The organism is Desulfosalsimonas propionicica (assembly GCF_013761005.1).
Lineage (GTDB): Bacteria > Desulfobacterota > Desulfobacteria > Desulfobacterales > Desulfosalsimonadaceae > Desulfosalsimonas > Desulfosalsimonas propionicica.
The window spans coordinates 60,511-85,936 of record NZ_JACDUS010000001.1 but is presented as its reverse complement, the minus strand read 5'-3'; the positions used below and the strand labels follow the sequence as shown (position 1 = coordinate 85,936).

The following is a 25,426-nucleotide window of genomic DNA, read 5'->3' as shown; positions in this document are numbered from 1 at the left end:
CGCAGGGCTTTCTTCCTGAAAAACATCAAGCGATGGAAAAAACGTTTGTGACCCTTTCATTATTTTTAAAAAAAGGAGAAAGTCCAAAATGAAAAAATGGCGGTGCACGGTCTGCAACTACATTCACGAGGGGGATCAGCCGCCGGAGACCTGTCCGGTATGCGGGGCGGATAAAAGCAAGTTTGTTGAAGTCAGTGATGCGGAAGCCAAAGAGATCCAGGCCAAAAAAAGCGAAAAACAGCTTGAGCGGGAAAAGGCCATGGCTGAGAAGGCAAAAGCCCAAAGCCCGGGTTCAAAACAAAAGTCCCAAACAGGACAAAGCGCATCCGGGCAAAAGGGTTCCGGCAAAAAGGGCTGGATCGAGTTTGCCAATGGCCAGATGATCCGGCATCATGCCCATCCCGTGTCCGTGCACATCCCCAACGGGGTACTGCCGGTATCTGTTCTGTTTGTCCTTCTCGCCCTCTGGTGCACAGGCCAGGGTTTTGCCACGGCAGCGTTTTACAACAGCGTGGTGGTGTTAATCGCAATGCCGGCAGTGCTCTATACCGGTTACAATGCCTGGCAGCGCAAATACGGCGGTTCATGGACCACTATTTTTATCTTCAAGATCATCACCGCGTTGATTGTGACCGTCACCTGTCTGCTGGTGGTGATCTGGTATGTTGTCAACCCGGAGATTTTGTCCGGCGGGGCAGCCCGTCAGGCCGGTTTTGTGTTTTTGAATCTGATTATGCTGGCCGCAGCAGTGGTAGCCGGTTTAATCGGTGGAAAGCTTGTTTTCAAGGATTAGAGCAGATTTATAACCTGTTTGACCGGCGGCTCTTGTTTGCTCAAGATTTTCGCATTTTCCCCGGATTTTGAATTTGCCCCGGTTTTCGCACGGGGCCGGTCGCGGTATGGTTTGTGCCTTGCTGACCGCTGGCGCGCTCAATGCAATTCACAAACCATCCCCCGCCCGCGCCCCGTTGTCCAGCCTCTCGGGGTATTTTCCCCATTTCACTACTGTCCCATCGATTTTGAAAAAGCCAAAATATTGGATATAAGTGCTTGATTTTTATATATGCCATTTCTGGTTAAAGCTGAAATCGATAACTCCGAAAAAAATCCGAAAACCCTCGATATTAGTGGTACACAGCGTGTAGATCTATATGTCGATGGGACACGCATGGCCATAGCATTTCCGATTTGGCTAAAGCCTTCGGTTTCCCTGGTCCGGACAGAAACAAGCGTTTTCCCGTACGGTCCGGCGTTGATGCCGCCTCCTGGCGGCGCATTGCACGTTGGGCCGGCCAGCAGTTCTTGGCGAAGCGAAGCGGCCGCGGCCGAATTACTTCGGCCGCAGCGGAGCAAGCCTTAGAACTGCCCGGCCCGAGTGCGCGACCGTCAGGGGGCGGCACCAACGCCGGGCCGCACGAGACGGGCGCGCTCCGGCAAAAAAAAGGCCCGGATTTCGATTTCTCGAAACCCGGGCCTTTTCAGGTCATGCTTTTTTTAGTGCAATTTGGCTTTACGCCATTTGCTTAGAAATAATAGCCAAAGTTGATGTTGAAGCGGTACTGCCATTCATCATTCGGATTGTCCCCAAATCGATTATTATAGGAATCATTAAAAGGTTCGCCACCGACAAAATCATTGCCGTTAGAGTAAGCCAAGTCGGTATATATATACCATCCGCCGCGGGCCCAGGCAGCACCCAGGACCCACATTTCACTGTCATTGAAGTCGCTTTCATCCTTGATAATGGAGGAATACTCAACATACGGAATCATATAGTCAAGAAAATCGATCTGCGGGGTTTCCAGGTAGTAGCTCAGGGAGACAGCTGGAATCCAGGCCTCTGCAGCTACCAGGGTTGGAAAATCATATGCACCAAATTGAACTAGGTCAGCAGTGCTGCCGTCGGGCTTTTCTACGTCATAATCGTAATAGGTAAGCTGTGCAGTCAGGTTCCAGTTGTTGAACTTATTGACCGCGTGAATGGATCCGGCCCAGTGACTACCGTCATCCTGGGGGCCGTTGCTGTCCAGCATTCCGTACTGCAGGGAACCTCCCAAATCAGTTTTGACAGCGCCCATTTCAACGGGATAAACGGCTCGGATATTGAACTGGTGCTCTTCTTCGTAACCGTCTCCGCTTTCATTCACCACGTCATAGGAATAACGACTGCTGTCTTCTGTGGAGCCAAAATAATTGCCCTCATCCATGACATAATAGGCAAAATCCATTTTCAGCTTGCCAAAGGATGTGATGTATTTGGCACCCAGGTCCATGTCGTCAGAAAGGCCCACGTAATAGTGCTGGTCAAACAGCCAGCTCTGGGATACGCCGTAAGGGCCGGGACCAAAGGGCACGCGGTTGACACCAACCTGAAGCTGGCTTTTCTCGTCAAAGTTGTAGCCCATCCAGCCGGTATGCAGAAAGTGATACCCGTCATAAAACCGGTATTCGGCTTTGCCCACCCATTGATCCTGCTCGTAATCCAGATTGATGCGAAACGTGTCAAGAACAAAATTCCCGCCATCATCTTCTGCGCTAGAAGGTGCTGATGGATCCTCATCTTCATAATCACCAATCAGATAATTGGCCCTGATGGCGCCGCCTACGTCCAGGGGGCCCAGTTCAATGGCCATGGCGCCGGCGGGGAATGCCAGTAATAATACCAGCAGCCCTGCTAAAAACAGGTTCCTTTTTGATTTGCGCATTTGTTGCTCCTTTCGTTTGTGTTTCTGTTTTGCCGTTGTTTTTTGTTTTCCCGTCTTTGCGGGAAAACGGTTTGAATTAAATAAACATCTTTTCAGATTTCAGTTTTTGCGGTTTTTCACAAGAATCTCCCAAGGCAAACGGATTAATCCTTTTTACCCCGGGAGATTTTTTAGGTCAACAATTATTGGATGCCGGCTGGCCGGTCACAGAGAGATTTTCAGACCGGCTCCGGCCGGGTTTGAAGCGCACGGTCTATTTGGCCGCGGCCTTGGCCGCTGTCAGCCAGGCGTTCCACTTGTCCTGGTTTTCCTCGATCCACTCGTCCACGTGTCTTTCCACGTCTTCCTGCTTGTCTTCGCCCTCAAACATGCGGTTGTTCTGGGCGGCAATGTCGGGGAAGGGAACAGACATCAGGGCAAACATGGTTTTCACAGCCGGATTTGCCTCAAGGAAATCCTTGTTGGCCACCACGCGGATGTCATTTGCCACAAAGCCCATTTTACAGGGATCGGTCACTGTTCCGGTCAGCCCCTTGGCGATCATGGCGTCTTCCAGGCCCTTCTGGCCTTCCTTGGGAATGATTTCCGGCACGTTGATCCACATGACGTCCTCGCCCGGCTTGAACTTATAGACCGTCCAGTTGGGGGTCCAGGTGTAGAAAAACACCGGCTGTCCGTCCTCGTAACGGGCCAGGGCATCGGCCATGCCGGCGCTGTATCCGGCCTTGATCAGGTTGATGTCATCGTGGAGATCATAGACGTCCATGTGATGGGCAATGGTTTTCTCACATCCCCAGCCCGGCGGGCAGGCCACGAGATCGGCCTTTCCGTCGCCGTTGGCGTCAAAAGCTTCTTTGACCTCGTCGCGCCGGAAATCATCCAGAGACTTGATGTCGTATTCTTCCACATGTTCCTTGGACACCAGGTATCCCTGGACAGCGCCGGCCTTTACAACCGTGCCGGCCATAACGATCCGTTTGTCCCAGTTTCTGGGTAGAAATTCCGCGTGCAGGGGAAACCAGCCATTGGCCCAGAAATCCACCTCGCCATTGGCCAAAGAGCGGTAAAAAATCGGGCCGCCGAGTTTTTTGGCCTCTTCGACCTCATAGCCGAGTTCTTCACAGGCCCTTGAATAAAGGGCTTCCAGGAAAAACCCGGTGGTCCATGTGGCCGCAGCCGGTTCAATGGTTTTGCCCTTGCCGGGCAGGTCCTCTGCCATGGTTGTGCCGGAAAATGCCATCATGCAGGCGGCTATCACAAGCCCTGCAAGACCGATTCTTTTTGCCAGTTTCATGGGAATCCTCCTTTTTTGGTGTTGTCCTGTCAATGGTTACAGGTTTTGTTTGACGGGTACATGATCCACACCCGGCAAAGCGTTATTCATCATACTTGGTTTGCCCCAGCGCCTGGGTGATGCGGTCGAGCACCATGGCCATCAAAACAATGCCGAGACCGCCGATGCCGGCCAGGCCTACCTGCAGGCTGTTCAATCCCTCAAACACGGGCACGCCCAGACCGCCGGCGCCGATCAGGGATGCAATGACCACCATGGACAATGACAACATAATGGTCTGGTTTAATCCGGCCATGATGGTGGTCAGGGCCAGGGGGATCTGCACTTTCCATAAAACCTGGCTCCGGGTGGCCCCAAAGGAGTAGGTGGCCTCGATTAGCTCCGGGTGCACCTGGCGGATCCCAAGGTTGGTCAGGCGGATAATCGGGGGCATGGAAAAGATGATGGTGGCAATCACGCCGGCCACCGTGCCGATGGAAAACAGCATGACCACGGGCACCAGGTAGACAAATGCCGGGGTGGTTTGCATGGCATCCAAAATCGGGCGCAGAGAACTGGCAAACCGATCGCTTCTCGATGACAAAATGCCTAAAGGAACGCCGATTAACACGCATACCACAACAGCGGAGATCACCATGGCCAAAGTGGTCATGGTCTCGGGCCACAATCCGATCAAGCCGATAAAGCCCATGGAAATAAAACTGAAAATCCCCACTTTCCAGCCAGCAGCCCTCCAGCCGCCTACAAGGAACAGCACCAGAACGATTTCCGGCGGCAGCCACAGCAAAAGGTCGTTGATGCCGTTTAGCATCCACTGAATGGGCATTTTTATGGCTTGGAACTGAGGCCGGAAATTGCCCACCAGCAAGTCAACCGCGTATGCAATCCAGTCATCCAGGGGAATGGTGTATCGGAATATATCAAACATGGTGCCTCCTATGCGTATTGTTCGTCAAAATTGGTTTCCCGGCTCAGGGTCCGCAAAAACAGATGCCTGGAGATGGTGCCCTTGTATTTGTTGGCGGAATCCACGATGGGAACCGGGCATTCATATTCAGTGAGCTTGGGCAGCACTTCCTGAAGGGTTGCATCCTGCCGGACCGGTTCGATTTTTTCAAGGTAGGCCGGTGTGATGTCCTGGGAATTGATACTTTCATCTTCCAGGGCCTGCTGGATTTTGTTCAGGGATACCACTCCCACATAGGTGCGGTCCTTGCGCAGCACATAGGCATATTCCCGGTCATATTCATTGAGCCGCTGGCGCACCGCCCGCAGCCCGGCCTTGTGCAGCGGGAATGTCACCTGAGTGGTGGTGGCAATGTCGCCGGCGGTATACACATTGGTGGGATCCACCCCCCGGAAAAAGGCCTTGACGTAATCGTCAGCCGGGTTGCGCATGATTTCTTCGGGTGCGCCGATCTGTACGATCCGGCCGCTTTCCATGATGGCGATGCGGTCGCCGATGCGCATGGCTTCATCCAGGTCATGGGAGATAAAAATAACCGTCCGGTCGCTTCCTTCCTGGAGTTTGAGCAGTTCGTCCTGCATCTCCGTGCGGATCAGGGGGTCTAAGGCGGAAAATGCCTCGTCCATAAGCATGATATCGGGATCAACGGCCAGGCCGCGGGCCAGTCCCACGCGCTGCTGCATGCCCCCGGAAAGGGATTTGGGATAACTGTTGGCCACATGGTCGAGGCCAACCTGTTCGAGGGCGGACATGGCCCGCTCTTTTCGTTTTTTTTCTGTAAAACCCATGATCTCCAGGCCAAAGGCGGCGTTTTGGTGAACTGTCAGATGCGGCATCAGGGCAAAAGACTGAAAGACCATGCTCATGTATTTTCTTCGCGTTTCCGTCAGTTCCTTGACGTCCATCTTGGTGATGTCCTGGTCCTCCACAAGGATCTTGCCGGATGTGGGCTCGATTAAGCGGTTGAGCAGCCGTACCAAAGTTGATTTGCCTGAGCCGGACAGCCCCATGATTACAAAAATTTCTCCGGCATAAACAGAGAAATTGGCATTCTGCACCCCGATGGTAAGTCCGGTTTCCTTGTAGATTACATCTTTGCCTTTACCCTGTTTGAGCATTTCATAGGCCGGGCCGGGATCGCCTCCGAAAATCTTGTAGGCGTTTTCCACCACAAGGCGTTGATGGCCATTTGATGAGTCGTTCCCCATGGTTGTTATCCTCTTTTTGGAATGATCGGAAAAAAATTTTTAATTTACGCCCCTGAAAAGTCCGGTTTCGAAAATCGTTTAGCCTAACATGGGCTCATGTTAAAACACTATTGGCAAAGGGAAAAAAATCAAATAAATTTATCCCTGCTATGAAATAAGTTTTTGATATAGTACTGTATGCCTGTTTCCCCTTTTCTGATAACTGATAGTTTTTACTACAATTTTAATAGATTGTCAATTCGGCTGAAGTGCAAAAAGCCTCTTTCATTTTTTGGAATACCGAAAACAACTTGAAATTATATGATATTTTGTTAATTTAAAAAAACAAATGGCGCAATCGATGTTCATTTTTCAGTCATTGTGTTCATCCGGGGCGGCTGCTCATACCCGGGCAGGTTATTGCTGATGCGACTTGCTTTGATTTCGGTGTTGCGGGGTCTGGCGACCTTTTCCGTATATGTGATCTTTACTGTGGTGCTGTGCGCGCTTTTTTTCCTGGTGGCTGCGGTGAAATTTTTGGTTCCGGTAAAAGCGGTGCAAAAGCACGCCAGCCGGGCGCTGGACCGGATTGCCAGCGGCATGTGGGTGGCCTGCTCCGTTTGGACCCACCGGATTTTGGGCCGGGTGGAATATGATATCCGCGGGCAGGCGGATCTGCGCATGGACCGTTGGTGCCTGATTGTTTCCAATCACCAGAGCTGGGTGGATATCCTGGTGTTAATCCGGGTGCTGGCCGGCCGGGTCCCGCCATATAAGTTTTTTATCAAAAAGGAACTGCTGTGGCTGCCTTTGATGGGACAATGTTTCTGGGGACTGGATTTTCCGGTGATGAAACGCTATCCAAGACATGTGGTGGAAAAATACCCCCATTTGAAGGGGCAGGACCTGGAAACCACACGCAAATCCTGCGAGAAATTCCGCCACACTCCTGTGGCGGTGATGAATTTTGTGGAAGGCACCCGGTTTACCCGGGAAAAACAAAAAAAACAGGGCTCGCCCTACCGGCGCCTGTTAAAGCCCCGGGCGGGCGGGGCAGCCATGATACTCTACGCCATGAGCGATCAGCTACAGGATCTGGTGGATATCACCATTGCCTATCCCGATGGTATCCCCGGCCTGTGGGATTTTTTTTGCGGCCGGACCCGTCGTGTCCGGGTGGATGTCCGACTGCGGCCCATTGCCGAAGATTTGAAAAACGGCCGGTATTTTGCCGATCAGCGGGGCCGGGACCGGTTTTATCAATGGCTGGATCAGCTGTGGGCCCAAAAGGATCAGACCATAGGCAGGCTTTTGTCTGATTAATCCCGGCGGCTGTGCTGGTTAAAAATGACCTCCGCATCCGCAGTCACATCCGCTGCAAGCCGTGATTTCCGCCATGGCCCGCACCACCTCCCGGGCATCGGCCGGGGCTACAGATACGATTTTCAGGTTCAGATAAAACGGATCCAGGGCAATTTTCAAGCGCAGGGGAAATGGGAAAATATGTCCGAAAAAATCGGGTATGGCGGATTTGCTGATTTCCATGCTCAGATGCTCATCTGCGTACCGGCCTTCGATTTTTCGCTCCAGGGGGGTCAGGCCCGCCTTGCCAATACCGAAAATAAATCCCACCGGCTCCGGGTCCATGACTTCGGTGCCGGATGGGCGCTTGCCGGCCGAAACCAGTAAATCCACCTTTATTAATGGCTCAATGCGTTGTTTTGCAGTTTTCATCCGCCTTCCTTTAATCTGTGACGGCTTGCTCCGTCTTTTTGGCTTTTACATAACACAGGCCCGGCCCGGGCATCAATACAAGTTGATACCATGGCGACGATTCTTTGTCTCAGCCGGGAACCGGGTGTATCACGTGGGCAGTGTCTCATTGAGACAGGGAGGGAAAAGTTTGCCAAAAAAAGCCTGAAATATTGGACCCTGCCTTGTGGCACAAAAATTGAAATACTTTTGACAAAACTTGAAAAGTGATGCGGGATGTATATTTTAATGATTTGCAACGATAAATCCAAAAATACATGAATCCAAGGAGGAGCAAATGGGAAAGACCATGCAGCATTTAAAGGACGCATTCGCCGGTGAATCCCAGGCCAACCGCAAGTATCTGGCATTTGCCAAGCAGGCGGACAAAGAGGGCTATCCGGCTGCGGCAAGACTTTTCCGGGCTGCGGCCGCGGCGGAAACCGTCCATGCGCACGCCCATCTGCGGGCCATGAACGGTATCGGCAGTACAGCGGAAAATCTCAAGGAAGCCATCGAAGGCGAGACCTATGAATTTAAATCCATGTACCCGGACATGATCAAAGACGCCCGGGAAGAGGGGGAGAAAGCCGCTGACCAGAGTTTTACCTGGGCAAACGAAGTCGAGCAGATACATGCCGGGCTTTATCGAAAGGCCCTGGATGAACTGGGCCGGGGCGAGGACGTGGAATGCTATTATGTCTGCTCCCTTTGCGGCAACACCGTGGCCAACGAGCCCCCGGATGTGTGTCCGGTCTGTAAGGCCAAAAGTAAGGCCTTTGAGCGGGTGGACTGATTTTGGCGGCATAGTGCAGGCCCGGGCAAAAAGGGCGGCCCGGGCCTGCACTGCTGCAGCAGTACCGGCTATCAGCCCAAAATTTGTTCGAAAAAATCATTGCCTTTGTCGTCAATGATGATGAACGCCGGAAAATCCCGCACCCGTATCTTGTAGACCGCCTCCATGCCCAGTTCGGCAAAATCGATCACCTCCACTTTTGTGATGCAGTCCCTGCCCAGCCTGGCCGCGGGCCCGCCGATGGAGCCCAGATAAAATCCGCCGTAATCCCTGCACGCATCTTTGACAATGGCTGAGCGGTTGCCCTTGGCCAGGGTGACAAATGCACCGCCGTGTTTTTGAAATAAAGGCACGTAAGGATCCATGCGCGCGGCCGTGGTGGGGCCGAAAGCTCCGGATGCATACCCTTCCGGGGTTTTGGCCGGGCCTGCATAATAGATGATGTGATCTTTGATGTAATCCGGGAGCAGCCCGGTTTTTTCCAGCTGCTCATTGATCCGGGCATGGGCGATGTCTCTGGCCACCACGATGTCGCCGGAAAGTAGCAGGCGGGTGGTAACCGGATAGCCGGAAAGCTCCCTGCGGATTTCGTCCATGGGCCGGTTTAAATCAATTTGCACCGCCGGGGTGTCCACGGCCGGGGCATCCGGCAGAAACCGGGCCGGGTCGGTGTCGAGCTCTTCCACAAAAACACCGTCTTTTGTGATTTTGCCCTTGATATTGCGGTCTGCGCTGCAGCTTACCCCGATGCCGATGGGACACGATGCCCCGTGTCTGGGAAGGCGGATGACGCGCACGTCATGGCAGAAATATTTCCCCCCGAACTGGGCGCCCAGACCCAGCTGTTGGGATGCAGCCAGAAGCTTTGCTTCCATGTCCGGATCGCGAAAGGCATGGCCGTATTCGTTGCCCGAGACCGGAAGGGTGTCGAGATAGCCGGCAGTGGCCAGTTTCACGGTCTTGAGATTGGCTTCAGCAGAGGTGCCGCCAATAACAACGCCCAGGTGGTAGGGCGGACAGGCCGCTGTTCCAAGGGATTTCATTTTCCCGGTTAAAAACGGAATCAGGGCTTTTTCGTTTAATACCGCCTTGGTTTCCTGGAACAGGTAGGTTTTGTTGGCCGATCCCCCCCCTTTGGCGATCATGAGAAAATTGTACGCATCGCCCTGGGTGGCGTACAGTTCGATCTGGGCCGGCAGGTTGCATCCGGTGTTTTTTTCCGTGTACAAATCCAGGGGTGCATTCTGGGAATAGCGCAGGTTGTTTTGGCTGTAGGCGTCAAACACGCCTTTGGAAAGGGCTTTTTCGTCATCTGCGCCGGTCCGGACCTGCTCCCCCTTTTTGCCGATGATCACCGCCGTGCCCGTGTCCTGGCACATGGGAAAGACAAATTCTGCTGAAATAACGGCGTTTTTAAGCATTTCCAGGGCCACGAACCGATCATTGTCCGAGCTTTCCGGATCATTTAAAATATCTGCAAGCTGCTGCAAATGCCGGGTCCGGTACAGGTGGGCCACGTCTGTGAAAGCAGTTTTTGCAAGCTCGGAAAGGGCTTCGGCAGCCACCTTGAGCACGGTCCGGCCTTCAAATTCGGCCATGCCAACACCTGCATCACTGAGTTTTCGGTACGGCGTGTCATCGGCTCCCAGGGGGAACATGGGCTGATAATGAAACTCGGCCATCACAGACTCCTTTGCTTTAAGGGTTGCACTGTTATTTGATTTCTTCCAAGGCCCGGCCATAGGTTTTCAGGGCACAGAAGTCACCGCACATGGTGCAGACGTCCTTGTCGTGGTCCTCGCTTTGGGCCCGCATGGCCCGGGCTTTTTCCGGGTCAATGGCATGTGCGAAAACCGCCGGCCAGTCAAAGCCTCTTCGCGCTGCGGTCATTTCCCGATCCCGGTCCCATGCGCCGGCCACGCCCTTTTCCAGGTCCCCGATATGGGCGGCGATTTTTGAGGCAATAACGCCCTCCCGCACTTCATCCAAACCGGGCAGGGTCAGATGCTCGGCCGGGGTCACGTAGCAGAGAAAATCTGCGCCTGAGGCCGCGGCAATGGCGCCGCCAACGGCACCGGCAATATGGTCGTGGCCGGCAGCAATATCTGTTGGCAGTGGTCCGAGCACGTAATAAGGGGCCTGTCCGCACAACTGCTGCTGCAGCTTCATGTCCATGGCAATTCTGGATAAAGGCACATGCCCCGGTCCTTCAATCATCACCTGAACCCCGGCATCCCGGGCCTGTTGGGCCAGTTGTCCGAGCACCACCAGCTCGCTGATCTGGGCCCGGTCCTGGGCGTCAAAAATACTGCCCGGCCGCAGGCCGTCGCCCAGCGACAGGGTCACGTCATGGGCCCGGGTGATTTCCAGGAGCCGATCATACTGGGCATATAACGGATTTTCCGCCTGGTTGCGCACCATCCATTCGGCAATCAGGCTCCCGCCGCGCGATACCATGCCCAAATGCCGGCCGCAGCCCTTAAGCACCTGCAGCGTGTTTTGGGTAATGCCGCAGTGCACGGTGATAAAATCCACTCCTTCCCTGCACTGGGCTTCAATTTCATCAAAAATATCATCAGAAGTCAAATCAATGCAGGTCCGTCCTGCTGCCAGCATTCGGCTGACTGCCTTGTAAACCGGCACCGTGCCCACCATTACAGGGCTTTTGTCCAATATGGACCGCAGGGTCGCATCCAGGTCCCCGCCGGTGGACAGATCCATGACCGCATCAGCGCCCGCGGCCACGGCTGCATCGAGCTTGGCCAGTTCCCGGGCGGGGTCATGCCGGCTCGGCGATGTGCCGATATTGGCGTTGACCTTGGTGCAAAGCCCTTTTCCGATTGCCCGGGGGACAAATTGCCGGGCGGCATTTTTGGGTATCACCACGCGGCCTGAAGCGATTTTATCGCGCAGTTCCTCCGGGGGGATTTGTTCATATTCCGCCACCTGGCGCATTTCATCGGTGATGCGCCCGGCCCTGGCCGATTCCAGCTGTGTCATGGGATTTTCCTGTCTTTGTTTGTTTATTCACTAAAGATTGATGGCGCAGTAAATACCATGTTGGTTCCCTCCTTTGTTGAATAAGTTAATGTTGACTTCCTTATTCTAACATCGTTTGGGACCAACATGGTATTTACTGCACCATCTGAAATCAGACTTTTTACGGTGCCATCAAAGATACGTTTTTATCATAAGTTTCCGTGCCAATCAGAGTTTTTCAGCCAGTTCCCGGGCCACCTTGCGGCCGGAAAGCAGCATGCCGCCGAAAATCGGTCCCATGCGGGGCCCGCCGGCTGTGGCATTGGCCGCCATACCGGCCACGTAAAGCCCGGGAAAGATTTCCTTTGTGTTTTCCGTTGTGTCGCTTTCGGCCCGGTCCGCCCACATGGCCTTCTGACCGATGATGCCGCCGGTGGATGTGTTGAGCCGGCCCGGGTTTTTTTTGTCCACCATTTGCACCACGTCGGTGTCATGGCCGGTGGCGTCAATCACGTAGCTTGCGCGCACAGTGAGCGGATCCACGTGCAGGCCGGCCATTTCCACCGGCGACCAGTTGATCACCAGTCCTTCGACCCGGTCGGGCCGCATCATCACGTCTTCGACACTGATGCAGTTAAATATGGTCAGCCCGGCGCGCACGGCTTCTGCGGTCAGCGAGGCGACTGCCTCGACTCCGTCTGCGGTGTAGTAGTCGTCCTGGTACTGCCGGTAACGGATGCCAAACTCATCCAGGATGGCAAGGGCTTCATACTGGACCACGATTTCGTTAAACAGCATGCCGCCTCCCCACATGCCGCCGCCAATGCTGAGCTTGCGTTCAAATAAGACCACCTTTTTGCCGGCCTTGGCCAGAAAATAACCCGCAACCAGGCCGGAGGGGCCTGCGCCCACGATGGCCACGTCGGTTTCCAGGTTTTCTGTGAGCTTTTGGTGATATCGCTCGATGATGGCCCGGGAAATCAGAATTTCGTCAAGTGCCATGATTCTCTTCTCCTTGGGTTTGCGTTAAAAAACAAAAAAGCCGTTTTCCCGGCCGGGAAAACGGCTTAACTTCCATTTGCGATCAGATGCCACGGATGGATGTGTTTGCGGCGTTTTCCCTGCGCAGGCATTACCCTGATCAGGTTTAAAGGGTTATCCGCGGATCTTCGGATTCTCAGCCGGAATTCGGCACCCCCAACGGCGATTTCAGATTGTAGTTTTCAATAAAATAAAAGCCTGTTGCCTATGGTGTCAAGAAAAAGTTCAAAAAAGTTTTCAAAAAGGCATAAGCGCTGTTATTTCGAAATGAGTATATGGGTGGGTCAGGCTGTTTTTGTGATTTCAAACATGCGGCCGCATGCATCCTGGCAGGCTGCGGAAAATCGCAGGCGACGGCCGTTAACGGGTTCGGCCACCACGCTCAGGGCTTTTTCCGGGGTGTTGTTGGTTTGGCTGATATGGGCAAGGATCACATTTTTAAGCCGGTCGTGGATGACTTCCATTAGCAGGTCCCGGGCGGCTTCATTGGAAAGATGGCCGGTGCGCCCCTTTACCCGTTGCTTGGTGGGCCAGGGATAGGGGCCTTGTTCGAGCATGGGCACATCGTGATTGGCTTCAAGCACGAGCAGGTCACAGCCTTGCAGATGGTGGCGTACAATGGCCGTGGCCATGCCCAGATCCGTGGCAATGCCGATTTTGCCGGCTTTGTTTTCCACGGTAAAGCCAGCGGGCTCGGCCGCATCGTGAGAGATGGAAAAGGGGCGGAAAACAAGATCGTTGACGGCAAACCGGGTGCCGCAGGAAAACGGACAGAACGCGTCAATGCGGCCCAGGTGGCGGGCTGCAGCCTCTCTGGTGCCGTCATTGATGTAAACCGGCAGGTTGTAGCGCCGGGCCAGCACGCCCACACCGGTTACATGATCGTTGTGCTCATGGGAAACCACCAGGGCATCGAGGTTTTGGGGACAAAGGCCCTGCTGCTGCATCCGGCGTTCGATCTGAATCCCGGAAAGGCCGGCGTCAATTAATACAGCGGTTTGGCCGGAGGCCACATAAATGGCATTGCCCTTGCTGCCGCTGGCCAGCATGCAGATACAGAGGCGGTCGGAGCCCTTCGGCGATGACACGCACGACCGGGAAACAGATGCGCCAAAAGGGGGTTGCTGTTTCATATGCCGGTATGCCCGAATCCACCGGAACTGCGCGCCGAGTCCGGGAGGCGGTCCACAAGTGCCACCCTGACCCGGCTCACCGGGCTGATGACCATCTGGGCGATTCGGTCGCCGCGGTTGACCATAAAAACCGATTGGCCGTGATTGATCAGCGCCACCTGGATCTCCCCCCGATAGTCGGCATCAATGGTGCCCGGAGAATTGATCAGTCCAATGCCGTGCTTGACGGCAAGACCGGATCTGGGGCGGATCTGGGCCTCGTGATCAGCAGGCAGGCACACGGCAAAACCCGTGGGAATCAGCCGGATTTCTCCCGGTCCAACAGCCACGGGTTCATTTACCGCCGCGCACAAATCCATGCCCGCCGAGTGGGCGGTCATGTATTCGGGCGCGGCAATGTCTGCATCCGATTCCGGCCGTATCCGGCGGCACTGGATCACGGGTTTGTCTGACATATGAAAAAGCCATTTATTTGTCGTTTTTCCCGGGCGGCCTGCGGGAGCGGTTGTCCTTGTCCTTGCCGCCGCGGTTATCCTTGGATTTGGATTCGCCATCCTCCTTTGCCGGGGCTTCAAGCAGGGCCTTGTGGCTTAAGCGGATTTTGCCGTCCCGGATGTCAATGACCTTGACCTGCAGCTTATCGCCTTCCTTGACAATGTCAGATACACTTTTGACCCGGTAATGGGCAAGTTCGGAGATGTGCACCAGACCTTCGGTTTTGGCCTTGATCTGTACAAATGCGCCAAAATCCGTTATCCGGACAACAGTGCCCTCATATACCTGGCCGATCTCCGGCTCGGAGCCGATATCCCGGACCATTTCAGCGGCAGCCTCGCCTTCTTCCTTGGAGAATGCGGCGATTTTCACAAGCCCGCTGTCGTTGATCTCAATCTGGGTGTTGGTGTCGTTCTGGAGCTGGCGGATGTGCTTGCCGCCGGGTCCGATCAGTTCTCCGATACGCTCCGGGCTGATCTGCACTGTGGTCACGTTGGGGGCATAGGGAGAAAGCTCTTCGCGAGGGGCGTTGAGGGTCTCCTCCATGCGGTCCAGGATGTGGAGGCGCCCCCTTTTGGCCTGATCCAGGGCTGTTTCCAGGATTCTCCGGGACAGTTCCTTGATCTTGATGTCCATCTGCAGGGCGGTGATGCCCTTGCGGGTGCCAGCCACCTTGAAGTCCATGTCCCCGAACTGATCCTCGTCGCCCAGGATGTCTGAGAGCACTACGGATTTTTCCCCGTCCGTGATCAGGCCCATGGCAATTCCGGATACCGGTGCGGTCACCGGGACTCCGCCGTCCATCAAAGCCAGGCTGGATGCACAAACCGTGGCCATGGAAGAGGATCCGTTGGATTCCAGTACCTCTGAAACCAGGCGGATAGTGTAGTCAAAGGTTTCCTTTGCCGGAATCACCTTTTCAATGGCCCGCTTGGCCAGCGCGCCGTGGCCGATGTCCCTTCGGCTGGGACCGCCGGGGCGCTTGACCTCTCCCACGGAATAGGGCGGAAAGTTGTAATGCAGCAGGAACGGATAGGTTTCATCGCCCAGAAGCGTTTCCACCCGCTGTTCATCCTGGCCCGAGCCAAGGGTCAGGGCGGCCAGCACCTGGGTTTCGCCCCGGGTAAACAACGCGCTTCCGTGCACCCGGGGAAGAGGAGCGGTCTCGCAGGAAATGGGCCGCACCTGGTCGGTTGCCCGGTTGTCAATGCGCTTTCCCTCTTTGAGGATCATGTCCCGGCAGATTTGTTTCTGCAGATCCCCCAAAAGTTCTTTGGCTTCGGACTGGCGCTCGGCAAATTCTTCGCCCAGATCCTCGATGGCCTGCTTTTTGACATTGGACAGGGCCTGGCGGCGTTCGAGCTTGTCAGCGATGGTCAGGGCCTGGCGGATATTGTCTGCAGCCAGCTGCTCCAGGCGCTCGGCCAGGCTTGCGTCTTTTTCCGGCAGGGCAAAGGAGCGTTTTTCCTTTGCCATGCTGTCGCGCAGCTTTTCCTGGATATCGATTAAGGGCTGCATTTCCTTGTGGGCAAAAAAGATGGCCTCAATCATTTCTGCCTCGGAAACAAAGTCGCCGCCGCCTTCCACCATGATGATTCCGTTTCTGGAGCCGGCCACAATCAGGTTGATATCAGACTGCTCCCACTGGTCAATGGCCGGGTTGATCACATAGCTGCCTTCAATCCGTCCCACCCGCACACAGGCAATGGGGCCGTCAAACGGGATGTCAGACAGCTCCAGGGCGGCCGAGGCGCCGATCATGGCCAGAACATCGGGTTCGTTCTGCTTGTCCATGGAAAGCACAGTGGCAATGACCTGGGTTTCGTAGTTGTAGCCCTTGGGGAATAACGGTCGGATGGGCCGGTCAATGAGCCGGGAGGTAAGGGTTTCTTTTTCACTTGGCCGGCCGATTTCCCTGCGGAAGTAATTGCCGGGGATTCGGCCCGCGGCATAGATTTTTTCCTGGTATTCCACAGTAAGCGGCAGAAATGTGGCATCCGGTCTGGGGTCGGTATTGGATACGGCCGTTACCAGCACCATGGTTTCCCCGTACTGGACCAGAACCGAGCCCGAGGCCTGCTTGGCCAGCTTGCCGGCCTGGATGCTCAGCGTCTCGCCGCCGATCTGGGTTTTAAATGATATTTCCATATTCAGCTCCTGAGCCTCTCAACAATAATGTAAACTTGCAGTGTTTTATCCGGCCAATGGCGGCTGGGCCGCAAAAGCCGGGTTTTTATAATATTGAGGACCCTGTTTAAGTGATTTGCCGGCATTTCCGGCATTTCCGGCATTGACGCGCTAAAAAAGCGCGCGCGAAATCGGTTTTATTGATCCTGCGTGTTTTCGGGCCAAAGCCGCAGACCGCCAAAAATTTTTTATTTCTATGCAATAATGATGGCACCGGAAAAAGTCCTAAAACTGGTATAACCGCTAACCAATAAAAGAATAACTCATTGATTTTATTTAACACTTAACCACTTCAAACTTAATGCTGCCTGTAAAAAAGATTTTTTACAGGCGCATCGATAATAGACAAATAAAAAATTTCAAAATTTGAAACGCTGAGTGTTGGCTATTTCCGGATGCCCAGCTGCTTGATCAAATCGCGATAACGGTTGATGTCCTGGTTTTTCAAATAGTTTAACAGGCGTCTGCGGCGTCCCACCATCACCAGCAGCCCGCGGCGGGAATGATGGTCTTTTTTATGGGTTTTCAAGTGCTCGGTGAGATTGGTGATCCGCTCTGTCAAAAGGGCGATCTGGACTTCCGGTGAGCCGGTGTCCACCTCGTGGCGCTTGAATCGTTCAATGGTGTTCTGTTTGTTTTCCACGGCGATATTCAATTTGGCCTCCTTAAAGATCTTTTTTCTTTTTAGTCTCTATATCACAGGTATCAGGTGTAATGAAAGACACAACAATATGAATAGTCAATTTTGTCCGGACTTTTGCCTGTTTTTTTTTCAATAACCGCAACCAGGCGCTCTTCCGGATCCAGAATCCGGATCCGGCCGCCTGCATTGGTGGCCGGTTCCGGTTGCATGTCTTCTGCGGCAATGGGCCGGCCATGCCGGATTTTTTCCAAAAGTCCCGGATCTGCATTATATTCCGGCATGTCTGAGATGGCCCCGGCCATGGAAATGATCCATGGCTGCAATTCAGCAGGAGTCTGCACCTTTTCCAGATCTGCCAGCTCCGCCGCATCAGCGATACCAAATCCGCAGCTTTCGGTTCTCATCAGCCGGCTCAGATGCCCCCCGCAGCCCAGAGCATGGCCGATGTCCGCACAAAGGCTGCGGATATAGGTTCCGGCGCTGCACGTTACCTCAAAACAAATATCCGGCAGATCAATGTCCGTGACCCGAATGCTTTCGATGTGCACTGTTCGTGCGGGTTTCTCCACCGGGGTGCCGTTTCTGGCGTAGCGGTAAAGCGGCACGCCATTGTGCTTTAGCGCCGAAAATACCGGCGGAACCTGCTGGATGTCTCCGGCAAAGCTTTGCACTGCCTGGCGGATTCGATCCTCGCTCAAAGCTTTTACCGGGCGGCGGGCTGTGACCTCACCGGTGCAGTCCAGGGTGTCGGTTTCTGTGCCCAGGCTCAGCACGGCCCGGTATTGCTTGGTCCCGTGAAGGAAAAACCTCGACAGGCGCGTAGCACGGTTGACCGGGCAGATCAGCATCCCGGTGGCAAAGGGATCGAGCGTGCCGGTGTGTCCGGTCTTTTTAACCCCGGGCAGCCGCTTGATCCGGCTGACCACGGCTGCAGATGTCATGTTCGCCGGCTTGTTGACCAAAAGAATGCCGTCAGGTCGATCCGTGGCCTGTGTTACTGTCTGGCGCACACTGTTTTCCCGTTCCTGGGTCCGGGCGCCGTGCATGCTTATCATAAATGGCCGGCCATGGAGTAAAGCTCATTTTTTAAATCCAGAAGAGAGCTGTGAACGTCAAATCCAGCAGCACTCCGGTGCCCGCCGCCGCCAAAAACCGCAGCAAGATTGGCCACATCCACTGATCCGTCAGACCGCAGACTTACGTGAAAGACGCTGCTTCTTTGGCGTTGCATCTGACGACTGCCTGCGCGTTCATAAAGCAGGGCCGCAACCTTGACGTTTTCGATGCGCCGGGCATAGTTGATCAGGCCGTTGACATCCGTGATTGAAGTTCCCGTAGCATGGAGCATGTTCTGGGTCAATGTCATAATCGACAGCCGGCCGTTTTCCGACACCTCTATGGTGTCATAGAGCATGTTGAGCAGCTTGATCCGCTTCAGTGAAGTTGTTTCATATACGTGATGCGCCACCTTATGGGGATCAGCTCCCTGACAGACCATTTCATGACAGATTTTAAAGGCCTCCGGCGTGGTATTGGAAAATCTGAAGGAGCCTGTATCCGCCATGATTCCCGTATAAATGGCATAGGCCATGGCGCAGGTGATGGGCATTTCCATCTCCCGCAGCAGCCGGTGAAGAATTTCAGTGGTGGCCGAGGCCCTGGGGTCGATGAACTGGTAATTGCCAAACCGCGTATTGGTTGCGTGATGATCGACATTGATGACGGTGGGAATCCGGCTGATGGCCTCGGCGGCTTTGCCCACGCGCTGCAGATCCGAGCAGTCAAGGATCACGGCCGTGTCATAGGCATTTATATCCCCGGGCTCGTTTTTGATCCGGTGGATCGAGGGCAGAAAATGATAGACCGCAGGCAGCACGCTTTCATTGTACAATTGTACTTTTTTCTTCAGCCCTTCTTCCAGCGCCAGTCCCAGGGCCAGCAGCGAGCCGATGGCATCGCCGTCCGGATGGATATGGGTCGCCAGCAGTACGCGTCTACTCTTCTTTAGTTGTTGGATGATCTGGTTCATGTTCATTGTGCAACCGCTTGAGCACGCTGTCGATATGCATCCCGTAGTCAATGGATTCGTCGTAGAAAAATTCCAAATCCGGCATATACCGAAGTTCCAGTTCACGGGCAAGACTGTTTTTGATAAAGCCGTGGGCTTTTCGGAAACCCGCGGCCGCATCCTCCCGGGAGGAAAAATGCCCGGAAGTGACAAAATAAATCCGGGCCAGTTTCAAATCCCCGGTCATTTTCACACCGGTAATGGAAACCGAGGCCAGACGGGGGTCTTTGATTGATTTGAGCAGTATTTCAGAAAGGGCCTGCTGGATCAGACCGCTGACCCTTTCGGCACGGCCGTAGGGTTTCATATGTTGTGAATCTCCGTTTCCATATCCGTAACTTCGGCCAGTTCCAGGCGGCAGATAAAGTCATAGAGCTTGTCCATCTGTGAATTAATCGTCCGCCGGTCATTTCCCACCAGGGCAAAGCCGATTTTGGCGCGCTGATGCATATCATTGAAGTCGACTTCGGCAATGGCCGCGTTAAAGCTGTTTCTGCTCCGTGCAATAATCGACTTGATGATTTTGCGTTTTTCCTTTAATCCCTGGCACTCGTGCAGCCGGAAGGTCAGGGTGCCGAAGCCGATTACCATAAGCCTTTTATTCAATTACGGGTTTGATTTCTTCCAGCCAGTAGGACTCAATGATGTCACCGATTTTGATATCATTGAATTTCTCAATGCCCATACCGCATTCGTAATTGTGGGTCACTTCCCTGACATCGTCCTTGTATCGTTTCAATGAAGATAGCTTTCCTTCATGGATGACAATGCCGTCGCGCACCAGGCGGATGGGCTGGCCTCTCTGGATTTTGCCTTCAAGCACCATGCAGCCGGCAACTGATCCCGTGCCGGGCACGTGGAATACCTGCCGCACCTCGGCGCGGCCAAGCACGCGGTCTTCAAACCGGGAGTCCATCATGCCCACCATGGCATCCTTGATGTCCTTGATGGCATTGTAGATGACGTTGTAATACTTGATATCCACATTTTCATCCTCGGCCAAATGCGAGACCTTTGCCGAGGGCCGGACATTGAATCCCAGGATAATGGCATTGGACACGGCTGCCAGGGACACGTCGGATTCGTGAATGGTGCCGGCGGCTGAATGCACCACATTGACCTTGACCTCGTCTGTGGACAGCTTGGTCAAAGAATCCCTCAGCGCCTCAATGGAGCCCTGAACATCAGCCTTGATGATCAGGTTTAAGTCCTTGACCTCTCCTTCCTGCATTTTTTCATACAGGCTTTCCAGGCTCATGCGCGTGGTTTTGGACAGGTCCTTGGAGCGCTGTTTTTCCATTCTGTGCTCACTGACCTGTTTGGCGTCCTTTTCGTCAGCCACGGCCATAAGCTCATCGCCGGCCATGGGAACTCCGGAAAGGCCGATGATTTCAACTGGGTAGGAAGGCCCGGCCTCTTTGACGGCTTTGCCCATGTCGTCGAACATGGCCCGGATCTTTCCGTAGTAGATCCCGGAAACCACGGGTTCTCCGGTATGCAGGGTGCCTTCGCTGATCAGCACTGTGGCCACCGGACCCCGGCCGGTTTCAAGCTTGGATTCCACAATAAAGCCACGGGCCAGCTTGCTGGGATTGGCCTTGAGTTCCAGGACCTCGGACTGGAGCAGCACCATCTCCAGCAATTCGTCAAGGCCGGTTTCCTGCTTGGCGGATACCGGAACGCAGATGGTATCTCCGCCCCATTCCTCGGGAACCAGGTCTTTTTCCGCAAGCTCCCGTTTGATTTTATCCAGATCCGCGCCGGGCTTGTCGATTTTGTTGATGGCGACAATAATGGGCACGCCGGCGGCCTTGGAGTGGTCAATGGCCTCGATGGTCTGGGGCATGACGCCGTCGTCTGCGGCCACCACCAGAATCACCAGGTCGGTCACCTTCGCTCCCCGGGCCCGCATGGCGGTAAATGCCTCATGGCCTGGGGTGTCGAGAAAGATAATGTCGCCGTTTTCATAGGGCACCCGATAAGCTCCGATGTGCTGGGTGATGCCGCCGGCCTCCTTTTCAGTGATCTTGGAATGGCGGATCACGTCGAGCAGCGAAGTCTTTCCGTGGTCCACGTGACCCATGATGGTGACCACCGGCGGCCGCGGCCGGAGTTGTTCCGGGGCGTCTTCTTCGCTTTGAAAAATGGTTTCTTCTTCAAATGCGGCCTTTTCCACTTCAAACTGGTATTCCGAGGCCAGCAATTCAGCGGTTTCATAATCGATGCTCTGGTTTAGGGTCACCATCATGCCCATTTCCATGAGACGCTTGATCAGCTCGTTTCCCTTAACCCCCATACGCTTGGCCAGATCCGAGAGCACCACGGTGTCATCGATTTTAATGCGCCGCTTGATGGCCTTGGGCGTGGTGATCTGGGGCCGCTGGTCAGATGCCGGCCGGGCAGCCTTGCCCTTTTTTTTGCTTTTCCGGCCCCGCCCGAAGCGCTGGTCATATAAGGCATCGCCTTCCACAACTTCCTTGCGCTTGAACCCGGCTTTTTTCCTGGCGGTTTTTTTGACCTTATCCGCTTCCTCGGCGGTATCGGCAGCAGCCTTTTTCTTTTTGGAACGGCGCTTTTCCTCTTCGGTTCCGGTCGTGGCCGGAGGCTCCGGGGTTTTGTCTTTGGCCTTGGGCCCAGGCGCCGGGGCGGTTTCTTCCTGTGCGGGTGGGGCGATTTCGGCCTCGGGTTCGGGCAGACGGATGATTTTGGCCGGCTCGCCCTTTTTGGATTTCTTTTTGGGTTTTTTGATCTTTGCGGCTTTTTTGGCTTCCGTCTCAGCCGGTTCCCCGGATTCTGCAGACTCCGGGGCCTCTTCCGAAGCCTCGGCCGACCGGTTTTCCGCAGGGGTTTCCGTGTCAGATGCCGGCTCTTGTGCGTCTTGGGCTTTGCCGGGCGCGGAAGTTTCTTCCACGGTCCCGGCAAGGGGTTGTTGCTTTTCTTCGGGAATTTCTTCGGACTCGTACGCAGCGGCCGGGGTTTCAGCCTCCGGTTCTTCCGGCCGGGCCTGAGCCGTTGGCTCGGGTTCTTTCCGGGGAGTTTCTTCAGGTTCCGGGGCAGCAGAATCATCGGTTTCCGGCGGCTTGGCTTCGGGTTCTTCGGAAACCCTCGGGGTTGCGGTTTCCGGTTCTGTTTCCGCCGCTGGCGCTGCCTCTGTGTCCGCCTCGGCTTCCCCGGGGGATGGTGGGGTCTCGGCCTCGGTTTCCTCGGATTTTTCAGCGCTTTTTTCTTCGGTTTCTCCGGCTTCTAAGGGTGTCGGGGCGGTTTCTTCGGCAGTTGTTTCTTCTGCCTGTTGGGCGCCCTGCTGTTCTAAACCCCCTTCTTCAGCCGTTTCGGTCTGCCGGGGTGCAGCTTTCCTGCGTCTGCGGATGACATTGGGCCTCACCCGGGTATCTTCCACCGAAACCTCCTTTTTTCGGCCGAAGATAGCAGTTTTAATCTGTTCGACAGTGTCGTCTTCCAGAGAACTGAGGTGACTGGACACCTCGATGTTGTTTTCCTGCATCTTGTCGAGCAGTTCCTTGTTGCCCATGTTCAGCTCTCTGGCAAGCTCAAATACTCTGCGTTTTGCCATCCATCCCCCTTGATTGTCCAGGGCGCCGCGTCAAACACTTTCGGCTGCCTTTATATTTCCTGATTTTGCTTGTCTTTGTCATCATCTTCGGCGCTGTTGTCTAAAGACCCATCGGCTGCATTATCTTCGGGTTCTGCCATGGTCTGCTGGTTTGCGGCGGCTTCAACCAGGTTCCTTGCCTCCGGCTCAGACAGGTTGAACTCCTGGGCCAGTTCTTCGGGCAAAGCTTTGCTGACGTCTTCGGTGGAAAAATAGCCTTTTTCAAACAGCAGATTGGCAAGGGGTTCGGTCATGCCGGGCAAATCCATCAAGGAAGCAAATCCAAGTTGTAACCGTTCATTATATCGCTTTTCGCTGATAACATCAAGATGCCATCCGGATAATTTGGATGCCAGCCGCACATTCTGGCCCTGTTTGCCGATGGCAATGGACAGGGAGTCGTCCGGGACCACCACTTCCATTACGTGGTTGATCTCATCGATGATGACCCGCGAGATTTCGGCCGGAGCCAGGGCGTTGCACACGAACTTGGCCGGATCGATATGCCAGGGGATGATATCGATTTTTTCGCCCTTTAATTCCTGGACCACGCTCTGAACACGGCTGCCCTTGATCCCGACGCAGGCGCCCACCGGATCAATATCCGGATCATTGGACCGCACGGCGATTTTCCCACGGCTGCCGGCTTCCCGGGCCGCGCCGATGACGCTGACCATGCCTTCGCTGATTTCCGGCACCTCGGTTTTAAACAGGTTGATGAGAAAGTCCGGATGAGTCCTGGACAACACGATTTGAGGGCCCCGGCTTTCATCGTGGACTTTCAGGATATAAGCCCGGATTCGGTCGCCCCGCCGGTAGGTCTCGTTGGGGATCTGCTCACGCTTGGGCAAAACCGCTTCTGCCTGTCCGAGGTTGACAATGATTTCATTGCGGCTGACCCGCTGGACAATGCCGTTGACGATTTCCCCCTTGCGGCCGATGAAATTCTGATAGACCACGCTTCGTTCAGCCGCCTTGAGCTTTTGGATGATGACCTGCTTGGCGGACTGGGCCGCAATCCGCCCGAAAGTGGTGGTATCCATCTTGGTGCCGAGACTGTCGCCCATCTCGCATTCAGGGTCCAGTTTCCGGCCCTCCTCCAGGCTGATTTCAAAATCCGGGTCTGTGATGGTTTCCACGACGTTTTTAAACTGGAAGACTTCCAGTTCTCCGGATTCTTCATTATACTGGATTTCAATATCAATTTTATTGCCGAACTTTTTTTTGACCGCGGAGCGCAGGGCTTCTTCAAGTGTTTTGACCAGGACATAAAAATCAATACCTTTGTCCCGGCTTACCTGCTCAATAACGCGTTTCATATCTGTGATCAGCATTTGTCGTCTCCGTGATAATTCGTCAGCCTGGCTTTGGTGATCTCTTGGTACGGTATTTCAATGGTTTCGCAATCCAGTATCAGCCGGACAGCGTCATCGGCTGTACCGGCAAGTAGGCCCTTGAAGTTTTTTTGCCCCCCCAGGGCCTGCCGGGTGCGGATCCGGGCCATTTCCCCGGCAAAACGATCAAAGTCGGCCTTTTTCGACAACGGCCGCTGGGGCCCGGGGGAGGAAACCTCCAGAGTATAGGATACATCCGTGTCAAGTTTGATATCCAGAAGATCTCCGAGCTGCCTGGATACCCGGCTGCATTCTTCTACCCCGACGCCGCCGGGTTTTTCAATAAACAGCCGCAAGACCCAGCCTGCGGGTTCACGCTGATATTCCACATGGATTAATTCCAGGCCTTCGGCCGCGCACAGCGGATCCCCCAGTTCCCAGGCCACTTTTGCCACCTGCCGGCTGGATACAGCGCTGTTTTTTTCAGTCTTTGGTTGTGAATGTGTCTTTTTTTTCGTTTTCATTGCGTTTTTTAAAATAGAAATAAAAAACGGGCATTTTGCCCGTTTTGATCAACTCCTCCAACCTTTGGCGCTTCATCTTTTCCGGAAAAATTTTCCGGAAGCTTCCCCCGGCTGATCGCCACGGAAAAGATGGAGCGGGCAACGAGATTCGAACTCGCGACACCAAGCTTGGGAAGCTTGTACTCTACCAGCTGAGCTATGCCCGCTCGAAAATATACCTGGCAACAGTAAGCAATAAAATAAAAATTGTCAATATGAAAAAACAATCAAAAGCAGGTACAACCTTCGGAGAATTGGTGAAAAACAGTTTTGTGTCCGAAACCGGCACGGTTTTGGGTCCGGTCCGGGGGCAAAGGGGAGGGAAGAAGGGATTTATTCGTCAAGCATGTTCCGAATGGAGCGGAGCTCTGCACGAATTTGCTCTATCAGCGGATCCTGTGCATTCCGGGATCGATGTGAACCCCGCTTCTTGAGGTGCTTGCGGGCCCCTTCGATGGTGAATTTTTTTTCATACAACAGATGCTTGATCTCCAGGATGGCCTCAATATCGCTTCTGCGGTAAAGCCGCTGGCCGGATTCGCTGCGCCTGGGTCGGATGGCGGAAAATTCCGACTCCCAGAACCGCAGCACGTAAGCGGCCAGGCCCGTGATCTCGGTAACCTCCTTGATCCGGTAATAGAGCTTGTCGGGTATAGGAGCCTGGGAAGCCAC

General features: G+C 54.3%; 23 protein-coding genes, 1 tRNA gene and 1 riboswitch. Of the genes, 3 read left to right on the top strand and 21 right to left on the bottom strand.

Going from position 1 to position 25,426, the window contains the following annotated elements:
• The first annotated feature begins 88 nt into the window (after positions 1-88).
• Positions 89-793 carry a rubredoxin-like domain-containing protein gene (locus tag HNR65_RS00430; RefSeq protein ID WP_181549478.1) on the top strand — a complete coding sequence of 235 codons (705 nt, stop codon included), beginning with the start codon at positions 89-91 and terminating at the stop codon, positions 791-793.
• A gap of 730 nt (positions 794-1,523) precedes the next feature.
• Here the strand turns inward: HNR65_RS00430 and HNR65_RS00425 are convergent.
• From HNR65_RS00425 to proV, 4 genes are all read right to left on the bottom strand, one after another.
• Positions 1,524-2,705: a hypothetical protein gene (locus HNR65_RS00425; protein WP_181549477.1), complete on the bottom strand. Its 1,182-nt coding sequence runs from the start codon at positions 2,703-2,705 to the stop codon at positions 1,524-1,526.
• A 253-nt stretch (positions 2,706-2,958) separates the two neighbouring features.
• Positions 2,959-3,999, bottom strand: a complete 1,041-nt coding sequence (gene proX, locus HNR65_RS00420) for a glycine betaine/L-proline ABC transporter substrate-binding protein ProX (RefSeq protein WP_181549476.1) — start codon at positions 3,997-3,999, stop codon at positions 2,959-2,961.
• 82 nt (positions 4,000-4,081) lie between these two features.
• Positions 4,082-4,927: an ABC transporter permease gene (locus HNR65_RS00415; RefSeq protein ID WP_181549475.1), complete on the bottom strand. Its 846-nt coding sequence runs from the start codon at positions 4,925-4,927 to the stop codon at positions 4,082-4,084.
• Positions 4,928-4,935: 8 nt separating this feature from the next.
• On the bottom strand, positions 4,936-6,174 hold the full coding sequence (gene proV, locus HNR65_RS00410) for a glycine betaine/L-proline ABC transporter ATP-binding protein ProV (RefSeq protein ID WP_181549474.1): 1,239 nt from the start codon (positions 6,172-6,174) through the stop codon (positions 4,936-4,938).
• Positions 6,175-6,579: 405 nt separating this feature from the next.
• On the opposite strand from proV, the gene yihG reads away from it, so the two are divergent.
• A complete protein-coding gene (gene yihG, locus HNR65_RS00405; RefSeq protein ID WP_181549473.1) occupies positions 6,580-7,476 on the top strand; it encodes a 1-acylglycerol-3-phosphate O-acyltransferase, YihG family in 897 nt (298 codons plus the stop codon).
• Positions 7,477-7,494: 18 nt separating this feature from the next.
• Here yihG and HNR65_RS00400 read toward each other — a convergent pair whose 3' ends face one another.
• Positions 7,495-7,887 (bottom strand): hypothetical protein, encoded by a 393-nt coding sequence (locus tag HNR65_RS00400; protein WP_181549472.1) that lies wholly within the window; start codon positions 7,885-7,887, stop codon positions 7,495-7,497.
• A 316-nt stretch (positions 7,888-8,203) separates the two neighbouring features.
• On the opposite strand from HNR65_RS00400, the gene HNR65_RS00395 reads away from it, so the two are divergent.
• Positions 8,204-8,701: a rubrerythrin family protein gene (locus HNR65_RS00395; protein ID WP_181549471.1), complete on the top strand. Its 498-nt coding sequence runs from the start codon at positions 8,204-8,206 to the stop codon at positions 8,699-8,701.
• A gap of 71 nt (positions 8,702-8,772) precedes the next feature.
• On the opposite strand, the gene HNR65_RS00390 is transcribed toward HNR65_RS00395, so the two are convergent.
• The 16 genes from HNR65_RS00390 to HNR65_RS00315 all read right to left on the bottom strand — a co-directional run bounded on the left by HNR65_RS00390 (position 8,773) and on the right by HNR65_RS00315 (position 25,426).
• Positions 8,773-10,383 carry a fumarate hydratase gene (locus HNR65_RS00390; RefSeq protein ID WP_181549470.1) on the bottom strand — a complete coding sequence of 537 codons (1,611 nt, stop codon included), beginning with the start codon at positions 10,381-10,383 and terminating at the stop codon, positions 8,773-8,775.
• Positions 10,384-10,414: 31 nt separating this feature from the next.
• Positions 10,415-11,701: a phosphomethylpyrimidine synthase ThiC gene (gene thiC, locus HNR65_RS00385; RefSeq protein ID WP_181549469.1), complete on the bottom strand. Its 1,287-nt coding sequence runs from the start codon at positions 11,699-11,701 to the stop codon at positions 10,415-10,417.
• Between the two features lie 207 nt (positions 11,702-11,908).
• Positions 11,909-12,682 carry a sulfide-dependent adenosine diphosphate thiazole synthase gene (locus HNR65_RS00380; protein WP_181549468.1) on the bottom strand — a complete coding sequence of 258 codons (774 nt, stop codon included), beginning with the start codon at positions 12,680-12,682 and terminating at the stop codon, positions 11,909-11,911.
• A 98-nt stretch (positions 12,683-12,780) separates the two neighbouring features.
• Positions 12,781-12,889: riboswitch (TPP riboswitch) on the bottom strand.
• 116 nt (positions 12,890-13,005) lie between these two features.
• On the bottom strand, positions 13,006-13,854 hold the full coding sequence (locus HNR65_RS00375) for an MBL fold metallo-hydrolase (protein WP_181549467.1): 849 nt from the start codon (positions 13,852-13,854) through the stop codon (positions 13,006-13,008).
• On the bottom strand, positions 13,851-14,309 hold the full coding sequence (gene dut / locus HNR65_RS00370) for a dUTP diphosphatase (protein WP_181549466.1): 459 nt from the start codon (positions 14,307-14,309) through the stop codon (positions 13,851-13,853). The genes HNR65_RS00375 and dut overlap by 4 nt, the downstream gene beginning before the upstream one ends.
• A 13-nt stretch (positions 14,310-14,322) precedes the next feature.
• Positions 14,323-16,497 (bottom strand): polyribonucleotide nucleotidyltransferase, encoded by a 2,175-nt coding sequence (gene pnp, locus HNR65_RS00365; RefSeq protein ID WP_181549465.1) that lies wholly within the window; start codon positions 16,495-16,497, stop codon positions 14,323-14,325.
• A 424-nt stretch (positions 16,498-16,921) separates the two neighbouring features.
• Complete coding sequence (rpsO, locus tag HNR65_RS00360; RefSeq protein WP_181549464.1) at positions 16,922-17,191, bottom strand: 30S ribosomal protein S15; 270 nt, start codon at positions 17,189-17,191, stop codon at positions 16,922-16,924.
• Between the two features lie 50 nt (positions 17,192-17,241).
• On the bottom strand, positions 17,242-18,234 hold the full coding sequence (gene truB, locus HNR65_RS00355) for a tRNA pseudouridine(55) synthase TruB (protein ID WP_181549463.1): 993 nt from the start codon (positions 18,232-18,234) through the stop codon (positions 17,242-17,244).
• Positions 18,231-19,214: a DHH family phosphoesterase gene (locus HNR65_RS00350; RefSeq protein ID WP_181549462.1), complete on the bottom strand. Its 984-nt coding sequence runs from the start codon at positions 19,212-19,214 to the stop codon at positions 18,231-18,233. The genes truB and HNR65_RS00350 overlap by 4 nt, the downstream gene beginning before the upstream one ends.
• Entirely contained in the window at positions 19,174-19,554 is a 381-nt protein-coding gene (gene rbfA, locus HNR65_RS00345; protein WP_181549461.1) for a 30S ribosome-binding factor RbfA, read from the bottom strand. The genes HNR65_RS00350 and rbfA overlap by 41 nt, the downstream gene beginning before the upstream one ends.
• Complete coding sequence (locus tag HNR65_RS00340) at positions 19,551-19,853, bottom strand: DUF503 domain-containing protein (RefSeq protein WP_232364595.1); 303 nt, start codon at positions 19,851-19,853, stop codon at positions 19,551-19,553. The genes rbfA and HNR65_RS00340 overlap by 4 nt, the downstream gene beginning before the upstream one ends.
• Positions 19,846-22,818 (bottom strand): translation initiation factor IF-2, encoded by a 2,973-nt coding sequence (gene infB / locus HNR65_RS00335; RefSeq protein ID WP_181549460.1) that lies wholly within the window; start codon positions 22,816-22,818, stop codon positions 19,846-19,848. The genes HNR65_RS00340 and infB overlap by 8 nt, the downstream gene beginning before the upstream one ends.
• 50 nt (positions 22,819-22,868) lie before the next feature.
• Complete coding sequence (nusA, locus tag HNR65_RS00330; RefSeq protein WP_181549459.1) at positions 22,869-24,191, bottom strand: transcription termination factor NusA; 1,323 nt, start codon at positions 24,189-24,191, stop codon at positions 22,869-22,871.
• Entirely contained in the window at positions 24,185-24,637 is a 453-nt protein-coding gene (gene rimP, locus HNR65_RS00325; protein ID WP_220128235.1) for a ribosome maturation factor RimP, read from the bottom strand. Before rimP ends, nusA begins: the two co-directional genes overlap by 7 nt.
• 208 nt (positions 24,638-24,845) lie before the next feature.
• Positions 24,846-24,921 (bottom strand) — tRNA-Gly (locus HNR65_RS00320).
• A gap of 166 nt (positions 24,922-25,087) precedes the next feature.
• A complete protein-coding gene (locus HNR65_RS00315; RefSeq protein WP_181549457.1) occupies positions 25,088-25,426 on the bottom strand; it encodes a MerR family transcriptional regulator in 339 nt (112 codons plus the stop codon).

Excerpts from the sequence above, each read along its gene's own strand:
- HNR65_RS00430 (WP_181549478.1), top strand. The coding sequence starts at position 89 with ATGAAAAAATGGCGGTGCACGGTCTGCAACTACATTCACGAGGGGGAT.
- HNR65_RS00425 (WP_181549477.1), bottom strand. The coding sequence starts at position 2,705 with ATGCGCAAATCAAAAAGGAACCTGTTTTTAGCAGGGCTGCTGGTATTA.
- proX (WP_181549476.1), bottom strand. The coding sequence starts at position 3,999 with ATGAAACTGGCAAAAAGAATCGGTCTTGCAGGGCTTGTGATAGCCGCC.
- HNR65_RS00415 (WP_181549475.1), bottom strand. The coding sequence starts at position 4,927 with ATGTTTGATATATTCCGATACACCATTCCCCTGGATGACTGGATTGCA.
- proV (WP_181549474.1), bottom strand. The coding sequence starts at position 6,174 with ATGGGGAACGACTCATCAAATGGCCATCAACGCCTTGTGGTGGAAAAC.
- yihG (WP_181549473.1), top strand. The coding sequence starts at position 6,580 with ATGCGACTTGCTTTGATTTCGGTGTTGCGGGGTCTGGCGACCTTTTCC.
- HNR65_RS00400 (WP_181549472.1), bottom strand. The coding sequence starts at position 7,887 with ATGAAAACTGCAAAACAACGCATTGAGCCATTAATAAAGGTGGATTTA.
- HNR65_RS00395 (WP_181549471.1), top strand. The coding sequence starts at position 8,204 with ATGGGAAAGACCATGCAGCATTTAAAGGACGCATTCGCCGGTGAATCC.
- HNR65_RS00390 (WP_181549470.1), bottom strand. The coding sequence starts at position 10,383 with ATGGCCGAGTTTCATTATCAGCCCATGTTCCCCCTGGGAGCCGATGAC.
- thiC (WP_181549469.1), bottom strand. The coding sequence starts at position 11,701 with ATGACACAGCTGGAATCGGCCAGGGCCGGGCGCATCACCGATGAAATG.
- HNR65_RS00380 (WP_181549468.1), bottom strand. The coding sequence starts at position 12,682 with ATGGCACTTGACGAAATTCTGATTTCCCGGGCCATCATCGAGCGATAT.
- HNR65_RS00375 (WP_181549467.1), bottom strand. The coding sequence starts at position 13,854 with ATGAAACAGCAACCCCCTTTTGGCGCATCTGTTTCCCGGTCGTGCGTG.
- dut (WP_181549466.1), bottom strand. The coding sequence starts at position 14,309 with ATGTCAGACAAACCCGTGATCCAGTGCCGCCGGATACGGCCGGAATCG.
- pnp (WP_181549465.1), bottom strand. The coding sequence starts at position 16,497 with ATGGAAATATCATTTAAAACCCAGATCGGCGGCGAGACGCTGAGCATC.
- truB (WP_181549463.1), bottom strand. The coding sequence starts at position 18,234 with ATGATAAGCATGCACGGCGCCCGGACCCAGGAACGGGAAAACAGTGTG.
- HNR65_RS00350 (WP_181549462.1), bottom strand. The coding sequence starts at position 19,214 with ATGAACATGAACCAGATCATCCAACAACTAAAGAAGAGTAGACGCGTA.
- rbfA (WP_181549461.1), bottom strand. The coding sequence starts at position 19,554 with ATGAAACCCTACGGCCGTGCCGAAAGGGTCAGCGGTCTGATCCAGCAG.
- infB (WP_181549460.1), bottom strand. The coding sequence starts at position 22,818 with ATGGCAAAACGCAGAGTATTTGAGCTTGCCAGAGAGCTGAACATGGGC.
- nusA (WP_181549459.1), bottom strand. The coding sequence starts at position 24,191 with ATGCTGATCACAGATATGAAACGCGTTATTGAGCAGGTAAGCCGGGAC.